This is a genomic window from Streptomyces sp. RB17 (assembly GCF_009604455.1).
Taxonomy (GTDB): Bacteria; Actinomycetota; Actinomycetes; order Streptomycetales; family Streptomycetaceae; genus Streptomyces.
Genome location: NZ_WEGL01000010.1, coordinates 82,318 through 99,075, shown reverse-complemented (window position 1 = coordinate 99,075; position 16,758 = coordinate 82,318). Strand labels below are relative to the sequence as shown.

At 71.1% G+C, this 16,758-nt stretch carries 9 protein-coding genes; 8 read left to right on the top strand and 1 reads right to left on the bottom strand.

All coding sequences use genetic code 11. The features are described from left to right. Positions 1–129: 129 nt before the first annotated feature. Both SRB17_RS36580 and SRB17_RS36575 read left to right on the top strand, forming a co-directional pair. Positions 130–1,575, top strand: a complete 1,446-nt coding sequence (locus SRB17_RS36580; RefSeq protein WP_153545149.1) for an aldehyde dehydrogenase family protein — start codon at positions 130–132, stop codon at positions 1,573–1,575. Between the two features lie 204 nt (positions 1,576–1,779). Beyond that, on the top strand, positions 1,780–3,141 hold the full coding sequence (locus SRB17_RS36575; RefSeq protein WP_153545147.1) for a S53 family peptidase: 1,362 nt from the start codon (positions 1,780–1,782) through the stop codon (positions 3,139–3,141). Positions 3,142–3,254: 113 nt separating this feature from the next. Here the strand turns inward: SRB17_RS36575 and SRB17_RS36570 are convergent, their stop codons facing one another. Further along, the gene (locus SRB17_RS36570; RefSeq protein ID WP_323376899.1) at positions 3,255–6,098 is read right to left on the bottom strand and encodes a glycoside hydrolase family 3 C-terminal domain-containing protein; all 2,844 of its coding nucleotides are present in this window, start codon (positions 6,096–6,098) and stop codon (positions 3,255–3,257) included. A 355-nt stretch (positions 6,099–6,453) separates the two neighbouring features. Between SRB17_RS36570 and SRB17_RS36565 the strand changes: the two genes are divergently transcribed. From SRB17_RS36565 to SRB17_RS36540, 6 genes are all read left to right on the top strand, one after another. Next, on the top strand, positions 6,454–8,148 hold the full coding sequence (locus SRB17_RS36565; protein WP_153545145.1) for an extracellular solute-binding protein: 1,695 nt from the start codon (positions 6,454–6,456) through the stop codon (positions 8,146–8,148). A gap of 27 nt (positions 8,149–8,175) precedes the next feature. Next, positions 8,176–9,207 (top strand): ABC transporter permease, encoded by a 1,032-nt coding sequence (locus tag SRB17_RS36560; RefSeq protein WP_323376898.1) that lies wholly within the window; start codon positions 8,176–8,178, stop codon positions 9,205–9,207. After that, positions 9,204–10,151: a carbohydrate ABC transporter permease gene (locus SRB17_RS36555; RefSeq protein ID WP_323376896.1), complete on the top strand. Its 948-nt coding sequence runs from the start codon at positions 9,204–9,206 to the stop codon at positions 10,149–10,151. The genes SRB17_RS36560 and SRB17_RS36555 overlap by 4 nt, the downstream gene beginning before the upstream one ends. Before the next feature lie 258 nt (positions 10,152–10,409). Continuing rightward, positions 10,410–12,587 carry a sialidase family protein gene (locus tag SRB17_RS36550; RefSeq protein ID WP_153545143.1) on the top strand — a complete coding sequence of 726 codons (2,178 nt, stop codon included), beginning with the start codon at positions 10,410–10,412 and terminating at the stop codon, positions 12,585–12,587. After that, complete coding sequence (locus SRB17_RS36545; RefSeq protein WP_153545141.1) at positions 12,584–14,554, top strand: beta-galactosidase; 1,971 nt, start codon at positions 12,584–12,586, stop codon at positions 14,552–14,554. Before SRB17_RS36550 ends, SRB17_RS36545 begins: the two co-directional genes overlap by 4 nt. Further along, on the top strand, positions 14,551–16,749 hold the full coding sequence (locus SRB17_RS36540; protein ID WP_153545139.1) for a glycosyl hydrolase family 95 catalytic domain-containing protein: 2,199 nt from the start codon (positions 14,551–14,553) through the stop codon (positions 16,747–16,749). The genes SRB17_RS36545 and SRB17_RS36540 overlap by 4 nt, the downstream gene beginning before the upstream one ends. The last annotated feature ends 9 nt before the right edge of the window (positions 16,750–16,758 follow it).

Genomic DNA, 16,758 nt, shown 5'->3' with positions numbered 1-16,758 from the left:
TAGTCCAAACAGTAGTGTGCGGTCCGGCCACTGCTACGACTCGGACAAGCGACCCCCGGCCGCCCCCGCCCTACCGTGGAGCACGAAAGCCAAGCACACCCCCAAACGCGGAAGGGCCGGGAATCACAGATGACTTCCACCCACGCCTTCTGGCTCGCCGGCCGCCAGGTCACCGGCGAGGACACCTTCGACGTCACCTCCCCGTGGGACGGCCGGCTCGTCGGCACGGTCAGCGTGCCGACCGACGCCCAGGTCGAGGAGGCCGTGGCCGCCGCGTACGCCGTACGGGACGAGTTCGCCGCCACCCCGGCGCACGTACGCGCCGCCGCCCTCGACCACGTCAGCAAGCGGCTGATCGAGCGCACCGAGGAGATCGCCCAGCTGATCTCCGCCGAGAACGGCAAGCCCGTCAAGTGGGCCCGGGGCGAGGTCGGCCGTGCCGTCTCCGTGTTCCGGTTCGCCGCCGAGGAAGCCCGGCGGTTCAACGGCGGCGAGGCCCAGCGGCTGGACACCGACGCCGGCGGCCAGGGCCGGCTGGCGCTCACCCGCCGCTTCCCGAAGGGTGTCGTGCTCGGCATCGCGCCGTTCAACTTCCCGCTGAACCTGTGCGCCCACAAGGTCGCCCCGGCGATCGCCGTCGGCGCGCCGATCGTCCTCAAGCCGGCCCCGGCCACCCCGCTCTCCGGCCTGATCCTCGGCGAGCTGCTGGCCGAGACCGACCTGCCGGCCGGCTCCTGGTCGGTCCTGCCGGTGCCCAACGACCGCATGCCCGCCCTCGTCCAGGACGAGCGCCTGCCGGTGATCTCCTTCACCGGCTCCGACAAGGTCGGTTACGCGATCATGGACTCGGTGCCGCGCAAGCACTGCACGCTGGAGCTCGGCGGCAACGGCGCGGCCGTCGTCCTCGCCGACTTCGCGAGCGAGGAGGACCTGGACTGGGCCGCGACCCGCATCGCGACCTTCTCCAACTACCAGGGCGGCCAGTCCTGCATCTCCGTGCAGCGCGTGATCGCCGACGCCTCCGTCTACGACCGCCTGCTGCCGCGCATCGTCGCCGCCGTCGAGGCCCAGGTCACCGGTGACCCGTCCGACGCCAAGACGGACGTCGGCCCGCTGGTCAGCGAGGACGCCGCCAAGCGCGTGGAGTCCTGGGTGAAGGAGGCCGTCGAGGCCGGTGCCCAGCTGCTCACCGGCGGGGACCGCGACGGCGCTTCCTACGCGCCGACCGTCCTCACCGACGTACCGGCGGACGTGACGATCGCCTGCGAGGAGGTCTTCGGTCCCGTCCTCACCGTGCGGAAGGTGGACGGAGAGGCCGAGGCGTTCGCCGCGGTCAACGACTCAAAGTACGGCCTCCAGGCGGGCGTGTTCACCCACGACCTGCAGGTCGCCTTCCGCGCCCACCGCGCCCTCGAGGTCGGCGGCGTGGTGATCGGCGACGTCCCGTCCTACCGCGCCGACCAGATGCCGTACGGCGGCGCCAAGCAGTCCGGCGTGGGCCGCGAAGGCGTGCGGTTCGCGATGGAGGACTACACCTACGAGCGTGTGCTGGTCCTGACCGGCATCGCGCTCTGACCTGCCACGGACAGGTCAGGAACAGAACGGCCGCAGCCCACTGTGCGGGGGCTGCGGCCGTTCGTGTTCACCAAATGGTCTGGTCGGGTAAAGGATTTGGCATCGGCCGGTCAATAATCTTGTTCTGTGCATGACTCAGCTGCCGGTCCCCGTGTCGACTAAGGCGACCGAATACGTCCGACACCGGACCACTCAGGGGAACACATGCACATAGCCCGAACCGGGCGCGGCCTCGCGGCCTCCGCCGCCACCGCCGCACTCGTCGCCGCAGGAGTGGCGACCCTCTCCTCGGCCGGCGCCACCACCGCCGCGCCCGCCGGCGTGCCGCACACCTTCGCGCAGCCGGCCATCGCGGGGCAGACGCTCGTCCACGACGTGGCCAGCCCCCTCCCCATCGCCCAGTGCCAGGCGAAATGGCACATCAACTGCTACAACCCGCTCCAGTACAGAACGGCGTACAACCTCAACCCGCTGTACAAGAAGGGCATCACGGGCAAGGGCCGTACGATCGTCATCGTCGACTCCTTCGGGTCCCCGACCGTCCAGCACGATCTGGACGTCTACAGCAAGCAGTTCGGGCTGCCCAGCACCAAGGTCCAGGTCGTCAAGTGGGGCCACGTCCCGAAGTTCGACCCGAAGAACTCGGACATGACCGGCTGGGCCGGCGAGACCTCGCTGGACGTCGAGATGGCCCACGCCGTCGCGCCCGGCGCGAAGATCGTCCTGGTGGAGACGGCGGTCTCCGAGACCGAGGGCACCACGGGTCTGCCGGAGATGATGTCCGCCGAGAAGTACCTGATCGACCACGGTGTCGGCGACGTCATCAGCCAGAGCTTCGGCGCCACCGAGAACACCTTCCCGGGCTTCGACAAGGGTGACTTCTCCAGCATCAAGAAGCTCCGGTACGCCTTCGAGGCCGCGCAGCGCAAGCACGTGACGGTCCTCGGCTCCTCCGGTGACGGCGGCGCCACCGACATGAAGGCCGACGGCAAGACGTACTACACCAAGCGCGTCAACTCCTGGCCGTCCTCCGACCCGTTGGTCACCTCCATCGGCGGCACCCAGCTGCACCTGAACGACAAGGGTGAGCGGACCAAGCCGGACAGCGTCTACAACGACTACGGCGCGGGCGGCGGCGGCCAGTCGCACGTGTTCACCCGCCCGGCCTTCCAGGACGGGGTGAAGAACGTCGTCGGCACCCGCCGCGGCACCCCGGACATCTCGATGGCCGCCGCGGTCAACGGCGGTGCGTGGGTCTACTCGAGCTACGACCCGACCGCCACCGGCTGGGACGTCTCCGGCGGCACCAGCGAGGCCAGCCCGCTGTTCTCGGGCATCGTCGCCCTCGCCGACCAGGCGGCCGGCCACCGCCTGGGCGACATCAACCCGGCGCTCTACACGCTTCTCAAGCAGAAGAACCCGGGCATCGTCGACGTCAACGACGGCACCGACAACAGCTACGAGGGCGTCAAGGGCTACAAGGCCGTGAACGGATACGACATGGCCACCGGCGTGGGCACGCTGGACGCCCTGCGTCTCGTGCAGGCCCTCGCCAAGCAGCACTAACGGTAATCATTTTCATGTAGACTGAGCGTGGCGCCGGCCGCCATGCAGAAGGGGCCCGGCACCGCTGCCTTCCGGTGCCGGGCCCCTTCACGTCGTCGGTCTCCTCCGGACCCTCAACCGGAGAAGCCGACGTGCGCGAGCCGCAGCGGGCCGCGCAGCCTGAGGTGGACGTCGTGCACGCCGTCGGCGGCGAGGCCGGCGCCCAGGGTGGTGTAGGCGTAGACGTCGGTGGTGGGGCCGGCCGGGCTCAGCGCGGCCAGCACGGGGCCGCCGTCCAGGGACACCTCCAGTACGCCCTCGCCCGCCACCTGTGCCGTCACCTCGCCCACCCCGGTACCGAAGTCGCAGGCCCGGTAGACGAGTTCCGCCGTGCCGCCGTGCGCGGGTGTCACCGCGTCGCCCGCCGTCCTCGTCCGGTCCACGATCGCGACACCGGACTGCTCGTCGAAGTCGGCCGCCGCCAGGCCGCGTCGCAGCACGGGGCGCGGGGCCGGCGCCGTGCCGTCGAGGTGCACGGTCGTGCGCAGGCGGACGTCCTCGCTGGACGCGCCGAGCAACAGGTCGTACGGGCCCTGCTCCAGCCGTCGGCAGCCCTGGGCCACGTCCCAGAACTCCAGTGCGGCCGACGGGACGTCGAAGGAGACCCGGGCCGTCTCGCCGGGGGCGAGGGAGAGCCGGCGGTGGGCCAGGAGCTCACGGCGCGGGCGGGGCACCGACGGGTCCACGGCCCGGCCGTAGAGCTGCACCACCTCGTCCGCCGCCCGGTCCCCGGTGTTCGTCACCGCGCACGAGACGTGCACCGAGCCGTCCTCGACGCGGGCCTCGAGGTCGGCGTAGGCGAAGGACGCGTACGACAGGCCGTGGCCGAAGGGGAAGAGCGGTGTGCCCTCGAAGTAGAGGTAGGTCTGCCGGCCGCCGATGATGTCGTAGTCGAGCAGGCCGGGCAGGTCGGCGTCGGAGGCGTACCACGTCTGCGGGAGACGGCCGGCCGGTGAGACGTCGCCGGCCAGGGTGCGGGCCAGGGCGGTGCCCGCCGCCTGTCCGCCGTGCGCCGTCCACAGCACCGCCGGCAGCCGTGCCACGTCCACCGCGTACGGATAGGCCGAGGTCAGGACCAGCACGGTGCGCGGGTTCGCGGCTCGGGCCGCGCGCAGCAGCCGCTGCTGGTGTCCGGGCAGCTCCAGGGTCGTACGGTCCTCGGTCTCACGGCCGTTGATGTGCGGGTCGTTGCCCGCGACCACCACGACGACGTCCGCCCGCGCGGCCGCCCGGGCCACGGCCTCCTCGCCCCGCTCGACCGTGATCACCTCGAAGACGTCCCCGGAGCCGCCGGCCTCGGCGACCTTCACGCCGTCCGCGGCGACCCGCACCTGACGACCCGTGCCCAGGTGGGTGAGGAGGTGACCGCCCCGGTGCGGTTCGAGGCGGAACGTCTCCTGGACCACCCAGCCGCCCGGCTGGTCCGCGGCGGCGCGCACATAGCCGTCGTCGGCGACCGAGAGCCAGCGGCCGTCCGGCGCGCGCAGGGTCAGCACGCCCTCGCCCCAGTCCACCAGTGCCAACTCGGTGCCGACGGAGTCCGCGACGAGCGGCGGCAGATCGGTACGGCCATGCAGCAGCGCCGGGTCCAGGGCGCCCTCGGCGCCGCGCACCTCGTCCGGCGCGTCCGTGGCCGGCACGCGCAGGAAGGCACCGGCGGCGGTGCGCAGCCGGACGCGGTCCACGCCCTCCGCGAACTCCACCCGGTCCGCGCCGAACCGCTCGTACAGGCCTTCCAGGGGAGTGGAGCGATGGATGAGGCTGCCGCTGTACCAGTCGAGCTTGCACTCGTCGGCGAGCAGACCGACCACCGCGATCCGGCTGTCGGGCGCGAGCGGCAGCAGGTCCTCCTCGTTCTTCAGCAGCACGATCGCCTGCTCGGCGGCCTCCCGGGCGAGCGCCCGGTGCGCCGGGGTGTCGAACGCGCCGGTGCCGGCGTGCGGGTCGTCGTGCGGGTCGAACTCGCCGAGCCGGAAGCGGACGGAGAGCTGACGGCGTACGGCGGTGTCGATGTCCGCCTCCGTCAACAGGCCCTTCTCGTAGGCTTTTTCGACCCGCCCGACGATCTGCGCGCTGTCCGTGCCGTGGTCGGTGAAGCTGTCCACGCCGGCCAGCAGGGCGGCGGCGGTGGCCTCCTCGTGGGTGGCGAAGTAGTGCTCGGCGTCCACCAGGTTGGAGGGCGCGCTCGCGTCCGAGCAGACCAGCAGCTCCTCGTCGGTCCAGGTGCGCAGCTCCGAGCGCAGGTAGGGGGAGAGGTGGTTGGGGCGGCCGTTGACCAGGTTGTAGGCGGGCATGACCCCGGCCACCGCACCGGCCTCGACGGTCTCCTTGAAGGCGCGCAGATCGTACTCGTGCAGCACGCGCGGACGGACGGAGGCGTTCGACGTGGCCCGGTCCGTCTCGTTGTTGTGGGCCAGCCAGTGCTTGAGGACGGGCGCCGTACGCCAGTACACCGGATGGTCGCCGCGCAGGCCCCGGGTGTACGCCGTGGCGATCGCCGAGGTCAGCTTCGGGTCCTCCGAGTAGCCCTCCTCGTTACGGCCCCACAGCGGATGCCGGAGCAGGTTGACCGTCGGCGACCAGACGTTGAGGCCGACCCGGTCGTCCCGGGCCCGCATCGCGCGCACCTCCCTGGACACCGCCTCGCCGACGCGTCGCACCAGCTCCGGGTTCCAGGTCGCGCCGAGCCCCACGGCCTGCGGGAACACCGTGGCCGGGCCCATCCAGGCGACGCCGTGCAGCGCCTCCTGGCCGGTGCGGAAGGCGGCGATGCCCAGGCGCTCCACGGCGGGCGCGAACTGGTGCAGGAAGGCGGTCTTCTCGTCCAGCGTCAGCCGCGCCAGCAGGTCGTCGATGCGCTTCGTGAACGGCAGGTGCGGATCACGGAAGGGCGGCGTGGACGGTGAGTCAACGGTCACGAGTGGTTCCCCCTGCGGATGGAGCGACGAGACGCTTTCGAAGCGCTTCGATGCTCATGGGGCCAAGGGTGGAGTGTCAAGGTGCCGGACCTGAAGTCGGCGTGTTTGTCGCCGACTTCCCCATGGGTATGGACCACCGGCCGGTCTCGCGGCGCAATCGGGGAATCTTGGAAGCGACCCTTGTGCGCCCCCAGGTGTTCACTTAACCTCGCAGCAACATCGAAGCGCTTCGACGCCTCACTTCGTTCGACGTCCGCCTTCGTCGAAGCGTATTTCCGCTCAGCCAGATCCACTCGAGACACCGCAGCCGACGGCCACCGCCGGGTGTCCTGGTGCGCCATGAAGGGTTGACGCAATGACGCCGAACGCCGCCTCCGCATCGTCCGGGCCCAGCCGGAGAAGTTTCCTCGCCTCCACGGCGGTCGCCACCGCAGCGGTGGCCGGGGGAATGCCGTTGCTCGCCGCCTGCGTGGGATCGGACAGCGGGTCGGGCGGGGGCACCACGTCGGGCAAGAACGCGAAGAAGATCCTCCCGGCCTACGTGGCCAGCAGCGTGGTGACCCCGGACATCCCGTCCAAGAACGGCTCCTCGATGGGCTTCACCGGCAAGCTCGACGTCGACACCCTCAAGACCTCGGTTCCGAAGAAGCTCGGCAAGGGCGGCAAGGTCACCATCATGTCGCCGTTCTGGGGCTCCCCGCCCAAGCAGAACTGCGCCTACTACACGGCGGCGAACGCCATGATCGGCGTCGACGTCCAGTGGCAGAACCAGGACGGCAACACCTACGACCAGAAGCTCGGCGCGGTCCTCGCCTCCAGCGACATCCCGGACGCGGTGGTCATCCCGGGCTGGAACATGACCGCCAAGATACCCAGCGCGATCATCGGCAAGTTCACCGACCTCGGGCCCTACCTGTCCGGCGACAAGGTCAAGGAGTACCCGAACCTCGCGGCGATCCCCACCGACGCCTGGCAGCGGTCCATCTTCGGCGGCAAGCTGATGGGCCTGCCGATGCCCGCGTCGTACGTCCAGAACATCGTGCCGCTCTACCGCCAGGACATCTTCGACAAGCAGGGCTACGAAGTCCCGAAGTCCGCCGACGAGTTCATGGCCCTGGCCAAGGAGATCACCAACGCCAGGGCCAAGCGGTGGGCCTGCGGCGACATGAAGTGGACCGCGTTCAACACCTTCGGCGTGATCAGCGGCGGTGAGAAGTCGCTCAGCTGGACCGTGGTCGACGGCAAGATGACCCACCGCATGGAGACCCCGGAGTACCTCGAGGCGCTGGAGTGGACGCGGAAGCTGTTCGCCGCCGGGTACGTCCACCCCGACTTCAAGCTGGGCAAGAGCCAGGCCACCGACCCCAGCCCCACGTTCGCCGCCGGCGAGTTCCTGATCTGGAACAACGACATCTCCAACTGGTACGGACAGCAGGCCATCCAGGCCGCCCAGAACCCCGACTTCAAGGTCTGGGGCATGGACCTGTGGGGCCACGACGGCGGCAACCCCGTCCTGTGGGCCGCGAACCCGGCCTCCATCTTCGCCTTCGTCAACAAGAAGGCCTCCGAGTCCGTCATCCGCGATGTGCTGGCCGTCGCCAACGCCACCGCGGCGCCGTACGGCACCAGGGAGTGGATGATGACCAACTACGGCGTCGAGGGCACCGACTACACGCTGAAGAACGGTGTGCCCGTCAAGACCGACAAGGGCAACAACGAGGTCGCCAACGCCTATGTCATGGTCGCGAGCCCCGCCGCGACCATCGCCCATCCCGACTTCCCCGACTACACCAAGGGCATGGTCGAGTGGCAGCAGCGGATGGGCTCCTTCACCAAGAAGTCGTCCTTCTGGGGCCTGCAGGTCGTCGAACCCAACCGCTACACCAACCTCACCAATGACATGGAGCAGCTGGAGGACGACATCGTCCGCGGCCACAAGAAGATCAGCGACATGCAGCAGTACATCTCCGACTGGAAGAGCAAGGGCGGGGACCGGCTGCGCGACTGGTACAAGAAGCTCCTCGACGACAACGGCTCGGCGGCGAGCTGACCCGGCACCGAGGCAAGGAGACCCGCCGTGTCCCACAGCACGGTGCCTCGGAGCGCCGAGGCCAGCACGCCGGTGAAGACCCCGGTGGCGTCCGGTGGCGCCACCGGCTCCAGAGAGAAGAAGGAGTCGGGCAAGCTGAGCTTCCGGCTCAGGTTCCGACGCGACCGTCTCCTGATCATGATGACCGTGCCGGCCCTCGTGCTGGTCCTGGTCTTCAACTACCTGCCGATCCTCGGCAACGTCGTCGCCTTCCAGGACTACGACCCCTACATCAGCGACAACGGCGTCGTCGCGATCCTGCACAGCCCCTGGGTGGGCCTGGAGAACTTCCAGCAGATCTTCGCCGACTCGGCGTTCTGGAACGCCGTGAAGAACACGCTGGTGCTGTTCTTCGTCCAGCTCGTGCTCTTCTTCCCGATCCCGATCCTGCTCGCGCTGCTCATCAACAGCGTGATCCGGCCCCGGGTCCGGGCGTTCTCCCAGGCGATCCTCTACCTGCCGCACTTCTTCTCCTGGGTGCTGGTCATCGCCGTCTTCCAGCAACTGTTCGGCGGCGCCGGGCTGTTGTCGCAGCTGCTCAGGCAACACGGCTTCGACGGACTGGACATCATGACCGACCCGTCGACCTTCAAGTTCCTCGTCACCGCGCAGAGCGTGTGGAAGGACGCCGGGTGGGGGATCATCGTCTTCCTCGCCGCGCTCGCCTCCGTCCCGCCGGACCTGTACGAGGCGGCCGCCATGGACGGTGCCGGGCGCTGGCGGCGGATGTGGCACGTCACCCTGCCGGCACTGCGGCCGGTGATCGCCCTGCTGCTGGTGCTGCGCGTGGGCGACGCGCTGACCGTCGGCTTCGAGCAGATCCTGCTCCAGCGCGATGCCGTCGGGCCCGGAGCGGGCGAGGTCCTCGACACCTTCGTGTGGTGGAACGGCGTCCGCAACCAGGACTTCGGCTACGCGGCCGCCGCCGGCCTCATCAAGGGCGTCATCAGCATCGCTCTGGTGCTCGCCGCGAACAAGGTGGCCCACCTCATGGGCGAGCAGGGGGTGTACAAGAAGTGACCGCCGTCATCGACAAGCCCGTGAGTGAGCCCGCGGCCGAGCGGAGCCGGTGGGCCGCCCCACCCCGGCCGGCGTGGGAGGAGGAACCCAGCAAGGTCGGCCTGGCGAGCAAGGGGCTCGTCCTCGGTCTCGCCTGCCTGGGGATCCTCTTCCCGCTCTGGATCGTCGTGGTCACCAGCCTGTCCTCCCGCAAGACCATCGACGCGGCCGGCGGCCTGGTGATGGTGCCCAAGGGAATCACCTTCATCGCCTACAAGGAACTGCTCAGCGGGGGGCAGGTCACCCGGGCCGCGGTCATCAGCGTGCTGATCACCCTGGTCGGCACGTTGTTCTCGATGACGGTGTCCGTGCTGTGCGCGTACGGGCTTTCGCGAACCGGTTCGCTGGGGCACCGGTGGATCCTGATGGTCCTGCTGGCGACCATGTTCTTCAGTGCCGGTCTGATCCCGACGTATCTGCTCGTGCAGTCCCTCGGGCTGACGGACAGCTATCTGGCGCTGATCCTGCCGAGTGCGATCAGCGTGTTCAACATCCTTGTCCTGCGCGGGTTCTTCATGGGGATATCGCAGGAACTCATCGACAGCGCGCGGATCGACGGGGCCGGGGACTTCCGGATTCTGTGGCAGATCGTGATGCCGTTGTCGCGGGCGGTGCTGGCGGTCATCACGCTGTTCTACGCCGTCGGGTATTGGAGCGCCTGGTTCAACGCGTCGCTGTATTTGAACGACCAGGACAAGATGCCGCTGCAGAACGTCATGATCCAGCTGGTGCAGAAGCAGCAGGCGCCGGTGGGCTTGGGACAGGCCATCAGGACCGGGCAGCTGTCGGGGCTGGCCGTGCAGATGGCCGTGATGGTGATGGCGTTGCTGCCGGTCGCCGTGCTTTCGCCGTTCGTGCAGCGGCATTTCAAGAAGGGGATGCTGACGGGGGCGGTGAAGGGGTGACGGTTCGCTGCGCCGGCCTCGCCGTTGAGCTTGCGGCCGTCTGCGGGGCGCGGGTCCGTCGTGGCTGGTCGCGCGGCTCCCCGCGCCCCTAGGGAGTTGCACCTGCCGTCGGCTGCGAGGCCCGCAGCCGCGAGCAGCCGTACCCGTGCTGGGGAACCCCCTCCGGGGAGGCACCCCGCCGGCGCGGGCAAGCGAACCCACCCCCGGCCCGCATCAGCACCGGTCCATCCACCAGACCCACGCCCACCGAGGTACCCCATGCCCACACCCACCCGCAGAACCGTCCTGACCGCCACCGCAGCCACCGCGGCCCTCCTCAGCCTCCCCGCCAGGGCCACCGCGGCCACACAGCCGACCCAGCACTACAGATGGCGCAACGCAGTCATCGGCGGCACCGGCTTCGTCACCGGTGTCCTCTTCCACCCCACCACCCCCGGCCTCGCCTACGCCCGCACGGACATCGGCGGCGCCTACCGCTGGGACGAGGACACCGCCCGCTGGACCCCCCTCACCGACCATCTCGGCTGGGACGACTGGAACCTCCTCGGTGTGGAGGCGTTGGCCGTCGACCCGGACCACCCCGACCGGCTCTATCTCGCCCTTGGTACGTACGCCCAGTCCTGGGCCGGCGACGGAGCCGTCCTCCGCTCCGAAGACCGGGGCGCCACCTGGCAGCGCACCGGCCTCACCGTGAAACTCGGCGCCAACGAAGACGGCCGCGGCACGGGCGAACGCCTCCTCGTCGACCCACGCGACAGCGACACCCTCTGGCTCGGCACCCGCCACGACGGACTCCTCAAGTCGACCGACAGAGGGGCCACTTGGGCCACGGACACCCGCTTCCCGGCCGCCCCCACCCCCGCCGGCCAAGGCGTCACCCTCCTCGTCGCCGCCGGCCGCGCCCTCTACGCCGGCTGGGGCGACGCGAGCGACACCACCCCGAACCTCTACCGCACCACCGACGGCACCACCTGGGAGCCCGTACCGGGACAGCCCACCGGCACCGCCGCCAAGGTGCCGATCCGCGCCGCGTACGACCCACACGCCCACGAGCTGTACGTGACGTACGCGAACGCCCCGGGCCCCAACGGCCAGACCGACGGCAGCGTGCACAAGCTGGACATCACCACCGGCACCTGGACCGACGTCACCCCGGCGGCCCCCGGCGGCACCGACACCTTCGGGTACGGAGGAGTCGCCGTCGCCGCCCACCGGCCCGGCACCGTCGTCGTCTCCACCAACAACCGCTGGTCCGCCGTGGACACCCTGTACCGCAGCACCGACGGCGGCCGCAGCTGGGTCTCGCTGAAGGACACCGCCGTCCTCGACGTCTCCGAGACGCCCTACCTGAAGTGGGGTGAGGCCGACCCCAAGTTCGGCTGGTGGATCCAGGCCGTCGCCGTCGATCCGTACGACCCCGAGCACATCCTCTACGGCACCGGTGCCACCCTCTACGGCACCCGCGATCTGCGGACCTGGGCACCCCGGATCCGCGGCCTCGAGGAGACCTCCGTCCGGCAGCTCATCTCGCCGCCCACCGGTGGGGCGCATCTGATCAGCGCGAACGGTGACATCGGCGTGCTGTACCACGAGCGGCTCACCGCCTCCCCGGCGCGCGGCATGGCCACCGACCCCGTCTTCGGCACCGCCACCGGACTCGCGCAGGCCGCGGCGAAACCGTCGTACGTCGTGCGCACCGGATGGGGGGACCACGGCAACGGGGCCTTCTCGGCCGACGGCGGGCGGACCTGGGCGCCCTTCCCGAGCCAGCCGGCTCTCGCCAGGGACGCGCCGGGGCCGATCGCGGTCAGTGCCGACGGCGGTGTGCTGCTGTGGACCTTCGTGCACGGCGACGGCACCACCTACCCTGCCCACCGATCGACGGACGGCGGCACGACCTGGGCTCAGGTGGCCACCTCCCCGAAGGGCGCCACGCCCCTCGCGGATCCGGTCGACCCCGCCGTCTTCTACGCGTACGACACCGCCACGGGCACGCTGCACGCCAGCACCGACGGCGGCCGCACCTTCGCCGCCCGCGCGACCGGGCTGCCGTCCGGCGACAGCCAGTTCCAGCTCGTCGCGGCGCCGGGGCGCGGCGGTGATCTGTGGCTGAGCACCAAGGGGAACGGGCTGTACCGGTCCACCGACGGCGGGGCGAGCTTCGGCAAGGTCGGCAGCGCGTGGGCCGCGTACACCCTCGGGTTCGGGAAGGCCGCGCCCGGCGTCGACTATCCGGCGATCTATCTCGTCGGCGCCACGGACACCGTCACCGCCGTCCTCCGCTCCGACGACCGGGCCAGGACGTGGGTCCGCATCAACGACGACGCGCACCAGTGGGGCTGGACCGGACAGGCCGTCACCGGCGATCCGCGCATCCACGGCCGCGTGTACCTCGCCACCAACGGGCGCGGCATCCAGTACGGGGAGCCCGCATGACACCGGCCCTCGCCGACGCCGGCCGGGGCCGCATCCTCTTCGGCGGCGACTACAACCCCGAGCAGTGGCCGGAGGAGACCTGGCAGGACGACGTCCGGCTGATGAAGGAGGCGTCGGTCAACTCCGTCACGCTCGGCGTGTTCTCCTGGGCGAAACTCGAACCCGAGCCGGGAGCACGGGAGTTCGGCTGGCTGGACCGGCTGATGGACCTCATGGACGACAACGGCATCGGGGTCGTGCTCGCCACCCCGACCGCCTCCCCGCCGCCCTGGATGGGCCGGCTGCACCCGGACACGCTGCCCCGCGACGCCGACGGACGGACCGAGTGGTGGGGCGGCCGGCAGCACTTCTCGCACTCCAGCGCCACCTACCGGCGCTACGCCGCCGCCATCACCGAGGACCTGGCTGCCCGCTACGGCACCCACCCGGCCCTCAGGATGTGGCACATCAACAACGAGTACTGCACCGTCGACCACGGCGACGAGGCGGCCGCCGCCTTCCGCCGCTGGCTGCGGGAGAAGTACGGCTCGCTCGACGCCCTCAACTCCGCCTGGGGTACAGCCTTCTGGAGCCAGGCGTACGACACCTGGGACGGCGTCCTGCCCGCGCGGCACACGCACTATCTGAAGAACCCCGCCCAGGTGCTGGACTTCCGGCGGTTCACCTCCGACATGCTCCTCGAGTGCTTCACCGCCGAACGCGACATCGTCCGCCGGCACACCCCGCACATCCCGGTGACCACCAACTTCATGCCGCTGTGGATCGGCCAGGACGCCTGGCGCTGGGCGGGGGAGGAGGACGTCGTCTCCGTCGATCTGTATCCCGATCCGCGTGATCCGCTGGGTGCGCAGCACGGGGCTCTGGTGCAGGACCTGACCCGTTCGCAGGCCCGCGGCCCCTGGATGCTCATGGAGCAGGCGGCCGGACCGGTCAACTTCCGCGGGGTGAACCATCCCAAGCCGCGCGGCCTGGGCCGGCTCTGGTCCCTGCAGGCCGTCGCCCGCGGCGCCGACGCCGTCTGCTACTTCCAGTGGCGCCAGTCCCGGCAGGGCGCCGAGAAGTTCCACTCGGGGATGCTCAGCCACGCGGGGGAGGAGGGCCGTACGTATCAGGAGGTACGGCGGCTCGGTGCCGAACTCGCGGCCATCGGCGCCCATGTGACGGGGAGCCGGATCGACTCCGGCATCGCGGTCCTGCACGACTGGCACTCCTGGTGGGCCGGCGCGCACGAAGGGCGGCTGTCCACGGAGGTGGGGCTGCCGGAGGTGCTCACCGCCTGGCACCGGGCGCTCTGGGAGGCTCATCTGACCTGCGACTTCGCCCGCCCGGAGGACGACCTGACCGGGTACCGGCTCGTCGTCGCACCCCAGCTCTACCTGCTCACCGACACCGCCCTCGACAACCTCCTCGGCTATGTCCGCGGCGGCGGCACCCTGGTCTGCGGCTTCCTCACCGGCGTCGCCGACGAGGACGACCGGATCAGGCCCGGCGGCATCGACGCCCGGCTGCGCGAGCTGTTCGGCATCCGCGTGCTGCACGAGTGGTGGCCGCTGGCGGCGGGGGAGACCGTCGAGTGCGAGGGGTTCCGCGGGACGCTGTGGTCGGAGGAGATCGAGCCGGAGCCCGGGGCGGCGGAGGTCGTGCCGTACAAGGGCGGTGAGCTGGACGGGCTGCCCGCCGTGCTGCGCCGGGGCCGCGCCTGGTACCTCTCCACGCTGCCCGAGCCGGAGGCGCTGCGCGCGCTGCTCGCCTCGATCGCCGCCGGGGCCGGGGTGCGGCCGGTGCTGGAGGGGCTGCCCGCCGGTGTCGAGGCGGTGCGCCGGGGCGAGCTGCTGTTCCTGCTGAACCACGGGCGGGAGCCGGTCACCGTCGAGGTCCCGGGCAGCCACCACGACCTGCTCGGCGGCGGTACCGTCACCGGTTCGCTCACCCTCGGCCGCTACGGCGTGGCGGTGCTGCGGCCATGAGCGGCGGACCGGTCCACGGCACCTGGGAACCGGCTCCGGCGGTCCGCTGGGAGGATGCGTTCCTGGCCGGGAACGGCCACCACGGCGTACTCGCGTTCGGGGATCCGGACGACGACCGGGTCATCGTCACCCATCACACCCTGGTCCGGCCCAACGGTGGCGAACGGGGCCGGCCACCCCGCCTGGCCGCCGAACTCCCCGCACTCCAGGACCGGTTGCTCGCCGGTGACCGCACCGCCGCCGAGGGCTTCACCGACGGCCGCCCCCTGCAGTGGGTGCAGCCCTTCCACCCCGCCTTCCAGGTACGGCTGCGCAGGCCCGACGGCAGCGGGCCCGGGCACGGCTACCACCGGGCCGTCGACTTCACCACGGGAGAGATCACGGCCCGCTGCGCCGACTGGCGCAGCCGGGCCTTCGTCTCCCGCGCGGACGACGTGATCGTGCACGAGATCGCGGCGGCCGACCTCGACATCGACCTGGACCACCGGCTGCCGGGCGCACCGGCCGGGCTGCGGGTCGGACACGGCGCGCTGCTCACCCCCGAGGGCGCCCTGCTGAGCCTGCGCGCCCGCTACCCCGGCAGCGACCGCGCCTACACCGGCGTGACCCTCGTCGCCGCGTGCGGCGGCAGCACCGAACTCGCCCCGCCGGGCGTCCGCGTCACCGGCGCCCACCGGGTCCTGCTGCTCACCCGCGTGCACCGGCACACCGGCGAGGCCGACGTGATCGCCGAGACCCGCCGGCTCCAGGCCCTCGCCGACGGCACCGAGCGGCCCTACGACACCCTCCTCGCCCGCCATCTGCACCGGCACCGCATCGCCTACGAGCGGGTATCGCTGGACCTCGGCGCCGACCCGGCCGAGCGCGCGCTGCCCGGCTCCGAACTGCTGAAACGCCCGCACAGCCCGGCCCTGCTGGAACGGCTCTTCGCCGCCGGCCGCCACCACCTGCTCTCCAGCAGCGGCCTCAACCCGCCCCGGCTCACCGGACTGTGGACCGGTGACTGGGACACCGCCTGGTCCGGCGCCTTCACCACCAACGCCAACCTCAACCTGCAGACCGCCTCCGCGCCCGCCGCCGCCCTCCCCGAGGTCACCGAGGCGCTGGCCGCCCTCGTCGCCCGGCAGCTGCCCGACTGGCGGACCAACGCCCGCGCGATCTTCGGCACCCGGGGCGCCGTCGCGCCCTCGCACACCGACGGCGAGTCCGGGCTGACGTACCACTTCAGCCGCTCATACCCCCTGCACCTGTGGACGGCCGGAGCGGACTGGCTGCTCAAACCGCTCGTCGACCACGACGAGATCCACGGCACCCGTGACCCGCGCACCGCCGCCGCGCTCGCCGAGGCGGCCCTCTTCTACGAGGACTTCCTCACCCGCACCGACGCCGAGGGCCGGCTCGTCGTCGTCCCCTCCTACTCGCCCGAGAACCGACCCGCGAACGGCAGCTGGGGCGCCGTCAACGCCGCCATGGACCTCTCCGCCGCCCGGCACGCCCTGCTCACCGCCGCTCGCTACCACCCCGAACAGGCCACGAAATGGCGGGCGTTGGCGGACCGGCTGGCGCCGCACCGGACCAACAAGGACGGCGCCCTCGCCGAATGGGCCTGGCCCGGACTGGACGACACCTACGACCACCGCCACCTCAGCCACCTCTACGGCGTCTGGCCCCTGGACGAGATCAACCCCCACGACACCCCCGACCTGGCCGCCGCCGCCCACCGCGCCCTCGAACTGCGCGGCGCAGAGAACCACTCGGCCCACGGCCATCTCCACCACGCCCTCGTCGCCTCCCGGCTCGGCGACGGCCCCCGCGCCGCCCACGCCCTGCGCCAGGTCCTGGAGGGCGACTACTTCCACACCTCCCTGATGAGTGCCCACTACCCGCACCGGGACGTCTACAACGCGGACGCCGCGCACACCCTGCCCGGCGTGCTGATCGAGATGCTCGTCCAGTCCACCCCGGACCGGCTCGTCCTGCTGCCCGCCGTCCCGGAGGCGTGCCCGCGCGGCGAACTCCGGGGCGTGCGCACCCGGTTCGGCGCGGAGGTCCACCTCAGCTGGGATCCGCAGCACGCCACGGTCACCCTCAGACCGAGCCGCACCGCCCGCATCGACCTGCGGACTTCCTCCGGCACCCGACCGCTCGACCTCGTCGCCGGAGAAGACCGCGTCCTCACCCTGGGGGCGCGGTGACCGGGAAAT

Coding starts and splice junctions, on each gene's coding strand:
- SRB17_RS36540 (WP_153545139.1), top strand. CDS start 14,551: ATGAGCGGCGGACCGGTCCACGGCACCTGGGAACCGGCTCCGGCGGTC.
- SRB17_RS36550 (WP_153545143.1), top strand. CDS start 10,410: ATGCCCACACCCACCCGCAGAACCGTCCTGACCGCCACCGCAGCCACC.
- SRB17_RS36580 (WP_153545149.1), top strand. CDS start 130: ATGACTTCCACCCACGCCTTCTGGCTCGCCGGCCGCCAGGTCACCGGC.
- SRB17_RS36575 (WP_153545147.1), top strand. CDS start 1,780: ATGCACATAGCCCGAACCGGGCGCGGCCTCGCGGCCTCCGCCGCCACC.
- SRB17_RS36565 (WP_153545145.1), top strand. CDS start 6,454: ATGACGCCGAACGCCGCCTCCGCATCGTCCGGGCCCAGCCGGAGAAGT.
- SRB17_RS36545 (WP_153545141.1), top strand. CDS start 12,584: ATGACACCGGCCCTCGCCGACGCCGGCCGGGGCCGCATCCTCTTCGGC.